Genomic DNA, 10,364 nt, shown 5'->3' on the forward strand with positions numbered 1-10,364 from the left:
GCCATCCGCGCCTTCCGGCGCCACCATCCTTCATGCCCATCACTGATCCACCAAACCGGCGTTGCCAAATCAGTCAGCGCCGTGAGAAATGCGGGCTAGGCCGAGGTAACCCATGAGTTGACTGGGCTCTACGGCTCACGTTGCTAACCTCGGTCGCGAACGTCGCTGCGACGATCAAATCAACGCCTCGCAACGTTTGAAGCGCCCGCACGAGCGGCTCCAGAGACCAGCCCGAGACAAATTCTTTGATCGTGCGCTCGAGCCGGTCGACCCTCTCCCTGCCGACGCGAACTGATTCAACCATTTCCTGGAGCGCGATCTGATGTGCGGGGTGATCGAACTGTTGTTCCTGAAGCCAGCGCAGATGGCGCATCGTCCCAACTCTTCTTGCGAGGACGGGTGCGGTCGTGCTTGAGCAAAGGCGCCACCTGTTGCCGGTGAACCCGCAGCGCCTCAACCGCTGCCGCTCGCGCGCGAACGAGATGCCGCATCGCCTCGTGGCCTTCATAGGGAACCCATACCGCCGTCAGCTCGCCAGCGCGTAGCAGCCGCGCGAGAGAAACGGCGTCCCGGCGGTTCGTCTTCCCCGATCCCCCGGCTTCCTTGGGAGCAGCGATGGTGCCACCACCGTGCATTCATGGCCCAGCAATCGGATCAGATGATAGAGGCCGTAGCCGGTCGGGCGGGCCTCGTAGCAGAAATGCACGCGGTCGAACCGGTTGGCCATCCGCGCTATGATGCGCCCCATGTTGGTTGCCGAAGCGTCGACCTCGCCGAAGAAGCGAGCTTCTTCCTCCCGGCCTGCCTCAGCAATCGGATGGCGTCTCTCAGCTTGGCATCGATTCCGACGAATGCTTCCCTATAATCTGCCACGGCTCGTCCTCCTGAGATGAGGATCGGCTGACGCGCAGTGTAAGGCGAGCTATCTCATCGGAAGAGACGGACATACGGTCTTACCGTTCATCGGGGATGACCTCTTGAGTATCCACGACCGGCTCTGTTCCAATTTCTGGAAAACAATCGTCGCCGGATTTTAAGTCGCACTAACGCCTATTCACTAGAACTCACTCGTCAGTATCGCGACATAAAGAGTTTTGGTTCCATCAGCATGCATGACTTGTTAGGAGTCGAGACGGCAAGCTCGACTGCGACCAATACGTTGCATACTATTTGGGAAGCCGTGCGACGCTGGTGGTATTCCAAAGGGCCAGCCGACGGAAACTCGCAGGATCGCTGGGAAGGATAATTCCGCCGCATTTTGAAGCGATATTGGCAGGTGCGCGAGGTCGCCGGTGTAAGGCGGCCTATTCAAAAAGTGGCAAAAACAGCATTGACTGCGTCCACTGTACTCTCGACGATGATATCAGCTTCGTGCTTTGTTAAGCACAGCGGCGGCGCGAACCCGAGAATGTCGCCCTGCGGCAAGGCGCGGCCGATAACGCCACGCTCAAGCAGCGCGGCGGCCACCTGCTCACCCACTTTTTTTGATGTATCGAAGAGGATGCGATTATCCCTATCCTCGACAAATTCCACCGCCGCCATCAGCCCGTCGCCGCGCACCTCGCCGACGTTTCCATGATCGCCCAGAGCCTCAGTCAGTGCGGACTGGAGATAGGCTCCAATATTGCGAGCATTCGTGATCAGGTCCATCTCATCGATTAGCTCAAGATTTGCAATAGCAGCCGCCGCGCAGATAGGATGGGCGGAACAAGTCCAACCATGACCGATACTACCGAGTTGATCGGAGCCTTTCACGAGAACCTGCCAAACCTTGTCCGAAATAATGACGCCGGACAAAGGAGCGTACGCGGAGGTCAGACCTTTTGAGATTGTGATCAGGTCCGGTCTGATGTCGTAGTGGTCGGAACCAAACATCCTGCCCAGGCGGCCGAATCCGGAGACGACTTCATCCGCGATGAGTAGAATGTCGTATTTCTTCAGAACGGACTGTACCTTCGCCCAGTATCCGGTGGGCGGCGGAATAATGCCGCCAGCACCTTGGATCGGCTCTCCGATGAACGCCGCGACTGTATCGGGAGCCTCGGCTACAATCATTGCCTCAAGCTTGTCGACGCAGGCCTGGACGAACTGCTCCTCGCTCATGGTCGCATCAGCGCGGCGGAAATAGTACGGAGCTTCAGTGTGGAGAATTGGCGTACGCGGTAGATCAAAGGCGTTGTGGTACAGTTCAAGGCCTGTCAGCGAGCCTGTCATGACGGTTGAGCCGTGATAGGCTCGCCAGCGAGAGATAATCTTCTTCTTCTCCGGTCGGCCAAGCACATTATTATAGTACCAAATTAGTTTGATGTTTGTCTCGTTCGCGTCCGAGCCTGATAGACCGAAAAAGACGCGACTCATGCCTTTCGGCGCCCGGTCGATGATCATCCTGGATAGCGTGATCGGGGCTTCTGTGCCGTGGCCATCGTATGCGTGGTAATAGGGGAGTTCGTTCGCCTGCTTTGCAATCGCCTCGGCGATCTTCTGGCGGCCATATCCGACATTCACACAAAAAAGACCCGCAAAGGCGTCAAGGCTGGTTCGCCCAGACTTATCAGTGATGTAGACTCCTTTGCCCCCGCTGATCACGCGCGTTTGAAGTTCACCTCGCGCATGCGCGCCGATGTGCGTCCCCGGGTGCAAGAGGTGATCGCGGTCCCAAGCACAGAGTTCGTTGAATCTGTGGGACATTTTCTGCTTCCTGTCCTACTCTGCATCAGAGGGTCTCGAGCCATATTCTATGGGATAAGCGCCCCCACCTTATGGCTCGAGGGGGGGCCCACTTGCTGCCACCGAAAGGTTGGAGTCGAATCCTTGTCCGTTCGACGTTGCCGTTCAACAATAGCGAAATCGGATGTAGCGAAAAGAGGCCCGGCGCAACCAAGATTGGTAGTTGCGCTAAAACGATGGTGCGACGCCAAGGCTAAGAGCACGCCGACCTCAAGTAGCCCGGGAGAACGCGTGAACGGAATCGCGGGCAGCTTAGTCGGCGCCAAGGCAAAATACAAAGCTCGCGGGCAAACTGCGATAGAGTGGCGACGGCGATACCATTCTGGACGATTGCAGCCGAATGAGTAGGACGATCAGAGTGCGATCGTGAAACATAAATGGGCGGGCCTCCTCGATGACGACACGACTGCAAATGCCGATCGAAGCTCTAGAGGCAAGGTCCCCATTTTCCGGCTTGCGTGAGCGCGACATAGACCTGTTACTCTGCGCGGAGCTGCATGCCCACGGCGGCCTCGCAAATCTCCTTGCGCGCCGCGCGAGGTGTCCCGCCTCTGCATTCTCGGGCGCTTGGGTGTCGCACGACGAGAACGATGGCGAGACTGATCTTATTGTGCCGTTCGAGACGAAAGACGGGTTGGTGCTGGCGCTTGTAGAAAACAAGATCGCAGTGCCGTTTCAGCCGGAGCAGGGACTGCGCTACGCCGCGCGTGCACAACGGTGGTCAACCAAGGAAGGCATATCTCGCGTCGTCACGGTGCTGATCGCCCCGAATGGGTACATGTCGAGGCCAGGCGCAGAGCCCTTTGAGGTTAGGATTCTTTATGAAGAGTTGTCGGCAGCGCTTCGGGAGGAGAATGATCCAACGTCGCGATTCTTGGCGGACGCCCTGGAGGTCGGCGTTGAAGCGCTACGTCGTGGCTACGTCGCGACGCCGGATGCCACAGTCTCGGGGATGTGGCAGGCGTGCTGGAAAATATCCTGCGAAGTCACGCCGAAACTCAATTTCAACAAACCGCGCCTGAAGCCCCGCCTATCCACCTGGTTCCATCTTAAAGATGCGGAAGGGCTCTCCGACCTGGGTTGGTCGCGCGTCGTCGTGGTCTACAAGGCCGAACGCGGCTATGCAGATTTACAGTTTGGGACACTTCGGTCACCCAGCTCTCGCAGCGGTCTCTGGGCATCTTGCAGCCTTCGATGAAGGTCCAGCCGGCCAAGAAGCATTCGGATCGAGGTGTCGATCGTCGATTTTGCTCGGGCACCCGAGGAGCAGCATCAGGCGATCGTCGAGGGGTTCGCTGCATGCGAGTTGCTTCGGTCATTTTTTGTAATGCATCGAGAGAAATTGCTCTCTGCCGCTCAATGAAGCACGAACTGCTCCAGTGAAATTAATTCCTGAAAGACCAGTGAAATGATCTTCTGAAGACGGCATGTCAGAAGCGTATCACTAGGGTGCACCCAATTGCCACACTGCTCAACCTCGAAGAACATGTGTCACTAGGGTTCGTTTCGGAGTTTCTTGACAGGTGAGTCACCGCGTCTCAGACTTCACGCCACAGAATGAAATCGTAGGAGTTGATGGGACAGGTTGTCGGTTATGCACGGGTCAGCACATTCGACCAGAAGACCGATCGCCAGCTCGTCGGTATATTTGATGAGAGCAGAAGGAGCTACCCATATGGTCGCGGTGTTGCCGGTATCGACCGAGCTGAATGAGGACGCGCTCGACAAGCCCCGCGAGGTGTTCCAGTCCGAGCGCACCGGCAGTAAGTCGTATCTCGTGAACCTCGGCGATCTGCTCGCTTTCAATTCGCCGGCGCTGCTCGGCGAGGTGGCACGGCAGGCCAGCGTCAGCTGCGGCACCTGTCATGTCAACGGAGCCAACAATTCGAAATTCTTCATGCCGAAGATGTCGAGCCGACCCGGGACGTTCGACACCACCGGCCCGCTGTTCGATCCGAAGGCGAACAATCTGTCGTTCGACCCCGTAAGGATTCCGAGCCTGCGCGGCGCGCGCTATCTTGCGCCCTATGGCGCTGATGGACGGTTTGCCTCGTTGCGCGACTTCGTCCACAACGTCATTACCAACGAATTCGCCGGTCCGGAGCCGTCCCCGACGACGCTCGATGCGATCGTGGCCTATATTCAGGATGTCGACTTCCTGCCCAACCCGAGCCTCGGCCCTGCGGGACGGCTGGCCGGCAAGATCAGCGAATCGGAGCGCCGCGGCGAAGTCCTGTTCTCCAGGCCGTTTCCGCACGATCCAGCGCTGAGCTGCGCGGGCTGCCATGTTCCATCATCGGGTTTCGTCGATCACCAGCAGCACGACATCGGCTCCGGCGGCCTGTTCAAGACCCCGACGCTGCGTAACGCCGACTTCAACGCGCCGTTTTTTCACGATGGCCGCTTCGACGATTTCAATCAGATCGTCGATTATTTCGACAGCACCTTCCAGCTCGGCCTTTCGGCCCGGGACACGGGCGACCTCGTCGCTTATCTCACGGCCGTCGGCGATGGCGTGCAGCCTTATGATCGCGACGGAGCCGGTGCAACGCTGAAGGAGATCAGCGACTTCTCTTCCGTGTTTGCGACTGCAGTTCCTGCCGGCGACAAGGACACCGTTGCACTCGCGGTCGATACTATTGGCCACGAGCTGCGCGAGTTGACCGAGCAGTATCCCGATCGGAAGAACACCAGCGTATCGGGCGGCGAGCAGCAGCGGGCGCTCGCGCGCAACGGTCTCAAGGAGCTCGTTCTCACGCTGCGGCGAATCGAGATGGCCGTTGCAGCAGGGCACAGCACTGTTGCGGCCACCGAGCTCAGGAATTATCGCAGTCTGATGGCAGCCGCAGTTCCGGCTTTGTTGGCCAGCGCTGAGCCTTGGTCGCTATTCAATCAAGACGTCCATGATCAGCATTACGCTGCGCTCCATCAAATTATGCGTTCGAAGCACGTTTCGCATTAATTGGGTTGCACGGAAGTGCATTGCGCATTTCTTGCCGTGTAATTTGCTTCAGAGAAATGCCGTCATCAGCTGAAAAGTTGAATCGAGGAGGCGCATCTGATTGCCGCAGATGCCCCCACAGAAATCTTTGAACGTTTCGAAATTTCTTCGGTGCTTCACGGAAGCGAAAAGTATGCGTCATATTGTCTCACTAAGCAGTGTGTGTTGCTAAACCGCAAACACCCTGAGGTCGAAGATGAGTTTGAATTACAAAAAGCACTGGCGAACTAGCTCCGCGCTCTGCGTCGCATCCACGGTGCTCATCGCAACTGCCGCATACGCCGCTCACTATCCGGGCGGTCAAAGCGCATGGGACAAGCGTTCACACCACAACAACAAGGCGCACGACCAAGGCCGGAACGAGCATCAAGGCGATCACGGCGATAAGGATCACGGCGACGAGGTGAAGACCGCCTCGCCGATCAAGCACGTCATCATCCTGATCGGTGAAAATCGCGGCCTGGATCACACCTTCGGTATCTACAAGCCAAAGGGGAAGGGGCAGACGATCTCCAACCTGCTGTCGAAGGGCATCGTCAACGAGGACGGAACGCCGGGACCGAACTTTGCGCAGGCGCAGCAGTACTCAGTCGCAGGCCAGCCCTCCTTCTACACCGGCGCGCCGACGATCTCGAAGTCGCCCTACAACGCCACCAACAAGATGCCGCAGCCGAACACCAACGGCACGCCGACGGCGCAGAGCGACACCGGGGCCCCGTTCAAGACGATCGCCGAAGCCAGCGTCGACAAGGACATGGATCCGAGCGATCTCGATATCCTCACGACCGGCTTCAGCGGCCTGCCGACCGGTGTGCTGGATAGCCGCGTTCCCGGCGCCGGGGGCCTGAACGGACCGTTCCCCCTGCAGGGTGAGCAGATCAGTGACGATGACTACACCGGGGACTCGACTCATCGCTTCTATCAGGACTGGCAGCAAGAAGACTGTAGCGCCGCCGGAGCCACAAAGAAAAACAATTCGGGTTGCCTCAACGACTTGTTCCCGTTCGTGATGGCGACCTATTCGGCGTCCAACAAGAGCATGGCCAACTCGATGGGCTTCTACAATGCCCAGCAGGGTCAGGCCCCGATTCTGAAGATGCTCGCCGACCGCTTCACCCTGAGCGACAACTTCCACCAGTCGTTCCACGGCGGCACCGGTGCGAACCACTTCATGCTCGGTACCGGCGACGCGGCGTTCTGGAGCGACGACAAGGGCAACCCGGTGACGCCGCCGGCCAACCTGATCGCCAACCCGAACCCGGCCGCGGGTTCGGTCAACCGCTACACCGTCGATGGCAATTGGAGCAACTGCTCGGACGTGTTCCAGCCCGGCGTGAAGCCGATCGTCACCTACCTCAACAATCTGCCGTACGCGGCGGAGCCGAACTGCAAGCCCAACCACTACTACATGCTCAACAACGTCAATCCGGGCTATCTGCCGAACGGCGCGCTGTCGGGTGGCAACAACGTCCCGCCGTCGTCGGTTCGCACGATCGGCGATGCGCTCATGGAAAAGAACATCTCACGGGCGTTCTATGGTGGTGCGTTTAACGACGCCGTGGCGCTTTCCAACGCCGCTGTTGCTGCCAATCCGTCGAACCCGAACCTCGGCGCCGCCGCGGTTGCCGATCCGGCCCACGCGCTCGGTGTTGCCTACTGCCAGATCTGCAATCCGTTTCAGTACGCGACCTCGATCATGGCCAACCCGAGCGTGCGTCAGGCTCACATGAAGGACACTGCCGATCTGATCACGGCGATCCAGAACAACGCGCGGCCCGCGGTGTCGTTCGGCAAGCCGGACGGCCTGCTCGACGGTCACCCGCAGAGCTCGAAGGTCGATCTGTTTGAGGCCTATACCCTGAACGTGCTCAACGCGCTGGACAACAATCCGGAGCTGAAGGCTGAAACCGCTGTCTTCATCATCTGGGACGAGGCCGGCGGCTACTGGGACTCCGGCTACCAGCAGTCCATCGACTTCTTCGGCGACGGACCGCGCATTCCGACCCTGATCCTTTCGCCGTATTCGACGGGCGGCAAGATCAACCACAACTACGCCGATCACGTTTCGCTGCTGAAGTTCATCGAACGCAACTGGGCCCTCCAGCCGCTCACGAACCGCAGCCGCGATAACCTGCCGAACCCAAGCTACTCGAAGAACAACGAGTACGTCCCGACCAACAGCCCGGCGCTTTCTGACATGTTCGACGCGTTCGACTTCAGCAGGCCGGTCACGTTGTCCTACACCGAGTGATCGAGCTCTCGTCCAAGACGAGGTCTCGATTCCATACGAGGCCGGCGCCGATCGAACCAATGGGTCGGTCGGCGCTGTCATGTTTTGCCTGCCCACCACCTGGATCGACTGGGATATGCGATGAAGCGTAACGAGAACAAGCGTTCGGGAAGCAGGAGCGCCGCAGCCTACCTGCTTGTCATTGCCATTCTGGCAAATGCTTCGATGCCGTCCATCGCGCAGCAGTTTTTCGCCGAACTCGTTGCAAGCAAGGACGATTCGGCAACCCCCATGGGAACCTTGCGGGTCTCGGAAGGGAAGGCACGGATCGAGACCGCCGCGTTGCCCGACGGCTTTTTCCTAGTCGATTCGGCCAAGCCGGCCGCCTACTTCGTCCGCCCGGACGCGCACGTCTATATGAATGCGATGCAATCGAGCCCGCTGACCCACATGTTCGTTCCGGTCGATCCTGACGACCCCTGCCGGCAATGGCTGGCGATAGCGCAGCTATCCGCGCCGGTCGATCTCACGACGTGGCGCTGCCAGCGCGATGGAGCTGAAACAGTTGGGGGGCGTAACACCGACGTTTATCGAGTCGCCGCGCCGTCCGGTTTGAGCTTTATCGGCTGGGTCGACCGTGCCCGCAGATTTCCGGTGCAGATCAAGACTGCGGATGGAACGTTGATTGCTGCGGATCACATCCACGACGGGCCCCAGCCGGCGCAAGCCTTCGAAATCCCGGCGGGGTTACGCAAATTCGATCCGCAAACGCTGATCCGCCAGATTCAGCAGAGCGACGTATGGGTTGCACCACCGGCTTCGGAGTGAGCCGGTGTTAACGCGGCTGGTGAGCATGTGATCGAGGCGGTCGCCTTGATTGCCGAACAGCTCTACCATGAGACGCACCAGGTCTATCTTCTGACCACAAGTCGCGAATTGCTGAAAGTCGAGGGCGAACATTGTTGCCGGGTGCTTCCCCTTGATTTTCCAATAGACGCCTCAGAGCAAACGGCAAATGCCGTGCTTCGATATCCGGCAGTGCAATTGTTGTACGGCGGGTGGCGGCAAGGGCAGGAGGCATCGTTCTCACCGACGAAGAGGCGCCGCTTGTTGCAGAAATGTGCCGAAAGCTGGATGGCATGCCGTTGGCAATTGAGTTGGCAGCGGTGCAGGTGGCCGCAATTGGCCTTAAGAACACCGTTTCCCGCCTGGTGTCTCAGCCGGAATTGCTGAAACTAAGCCATCGGACGGCAGTTCTCAGGCATCGGACTCTTAGGGCGACACTGGACTGGAGCTACGATCTGCTGTCAGACGCAGAGAGAATTGTCTTTCGACGCATTGCTCCTTTTGTCAACCATTTCACCCTGGAGGGCGCGCGGCACGTCGCAGGCGATCCCGACGAAGACACCGGAGAGATTTTTGCCGCAATCGCCAGCTTGGTCGAGAAGTCCTTGATAGCAACTCGGGTCGACGAAACGCAGGCGCATTTTCGGTTGTTGGACACGACCCGGGCGTATGTACTCAAAAAAACTAGAGGAGCACACCGAGGTCGACGTGGTCCTTCGCCGGCATGCGGAATACATTGCCCGATATCTGGCGACGCCTGATCGCATTCGGGCTAAGCGAATACTCGATCAGGCAAGCGCTCCGGCGCAACAAGCTGGATGAGAGGCGCAATCGCCAAGCAGAGAGGAAGCTCCGCGAATCACATCTTGAGCCACAGTTCAAGGGTGCCGAGGACGTTGCTTTGGTTTCGTTGGGCGCCTAGTGGTGGGCCCAGGAGTAGAAGGCATCGACCTCCTCGTGCACCACCACCGCGTGGGTGTAGATGCGGTCGCTTGCGGATGCCGACGACTTGCCGTTCAAGTTCAGCTGATAGCTGGTCTTGGCCATGTGGTTTCCCCAATGCTTGTCGAAGAACGGAAGCAGGCACGACCGCTGGGTTGTGGATCGAAATCTGTGCTGGCGCGGAATTGCTGCGGACGTGACGGCATTCACAAAAAAGAAAGGCCGCCTGCGTTGCCGCAAGCGGCCCAAGTCTAGGGAGGAAACGCCCAAGGAGGGCAGCGATAGCGGGAGCGCTACCGCATACCGTAGCTAAGACGATCGCGATCAGCGGCGCAATTAGACGTAGGTAAACGTCGGGCATCTAAGGGACTACGGAACTATACGAAGGTTTATGGCGCTCGTCCTTACAGCCGACCACTTCCGCATCAAGTAGTCGTCCGTGAAGAATAGCCAAGCCGTTGATTTGGAATCATAAACCGACGATCTGTGGAAATCCAATTTGCCGGAAACCGGCCGCTCGAAAGGGGATTCCTTGCAAATTTGATTCGTGATTCTGTGTCGTATCACTGCTTCGGCGGAGAGCGAGATGCGGCCACGGGAACGGCGGGAGACGGGCGA

Annotated in this window: 7 protein-coding genes and 1 pseudogene; 5 read left to right on the plus strand and 3 right to left on the minus strand. The window is 58.6% G+C overall.

All coding sequences use genetic code 11. The annotated features are described in order from the left end of the window. Positions 1-96: 96 nt before the first annotated feature. Both IVA80_RS00020 and IVA80_RS00025 read right to left on the minus strand, forming a co-directional pair. A pseudogene (locus IVA80_RS00020) lies at positions 97-947 on the minus strand (transposase); the annotation flags it as partial. A gap of 361 nt (positions 948-1,308) precedes the next feature. Continuing rightward, entirely contained in the window at positions 1,309-2,688 is a 1,380-nt protein-coding gene (locus tag IVA80_RS00025; RefSeq protein WP_247424081.1) for an aspartate aminotransferase family protein, read from the minus strand. A 610-nt stretch (positions 2,689-3,298) separates the two neighbouring features. Here IVA80_RS00025 and IVA80_RS00030 point away from each other — a divergent pair. The 5 genes from IVA80_RS00030 to IVA80_RS00050 all read left to right on the plus strand — a co-directional run bounded on the left by IVA80_RS00030 (position 3,299) and on the right by IVA80_RS00050 (position 9,565). Then, positions 3,299-3,925, plus strand: a complete 627-nt coding sequence (locus tag IVA80_RS00030; protein WP_247424084.1) for a hypothetical protein — start codon at positions 3,299-3,301, stop codon at positions 3,923-3,925. A 477-nt stretch (positions 3,926-4,402) separates the two neighbouring features. Beyond that, positions 4,403-5,689 (plus strand): cytochrome c peroxidase, encoded by a 1,287-nt coding sequence (locus IVA80_RS00035; RefSeq protein WP_247424086.1) that lies wholly within the window; start codon positions 4,403-4,405, stop codon positions 5,687-5,689. A 235-nt stretch (positions 5,690-5,924) separates the two neighbouring features. Next, positions 5,925-7,979, plus strand: a complete 2,055-nt coding sequence (locus IVA80_RS00040; protein WP_247424089.1) for an alkaline phosphatase family protein — start codon at positions 5,925-5,927, stop codon at positions 7,977-7,979. A gap of 120 nt (positions 7,980-8,099) precedes the next feature. Beyond that, positions 8,100-8,786 carry a hypothetical protein gene (locus IVA80_RS00045; RefSeq protein ID WP_247424092.1) on the plus strand — a complete coding sequence of 229 codons (687 nt, stop codon included), beginning with the start codon at positions 8,100-8,102 and terminating at the stop codon, positions 8,784-8,786. A gap of 230 nt (positions 8,787-9,016) precedes the next feature. Next, the gene (locus tag IVA80_RS00050) at positions 9,017-9,565 is read left to right on the plus strand and encodes a hypothetical protein (protein ID WP_247424094.1); all 549 of its coding nucleotides are present in this window, start codon (positions 9,017-9,019) and stop codon (positions 9,563-9,565) included. A 157-nt stretch (positions 9,566-9,722) separates the two neighbouring features. Here the strand turns inward: IVA80_RS00050 and IVA80_RS38270 are convergent, their stop codons facing one another. Further along, positions 9,723-9,851, minus strand: a complete 129-nt coding sequence (locus tag IVA80_RS38270; RefSeq protein ID WP_256467331.1) for a hypothetical protein — start codon at positions 9,849-9,851, stop codon at positions 9,723-9,725. Positions 9,852-10,364: the final 513 nt, after the last annotated feature.

This window comes from Bradyrhizobium sp. 139, assembly GCF_023074175.1.
Lineage (GTDB): Bacteria > Pseudomonadota > Alphaproteobacteria > Rhizobiales > Xanthobacteraceae > Bradyrhizobium.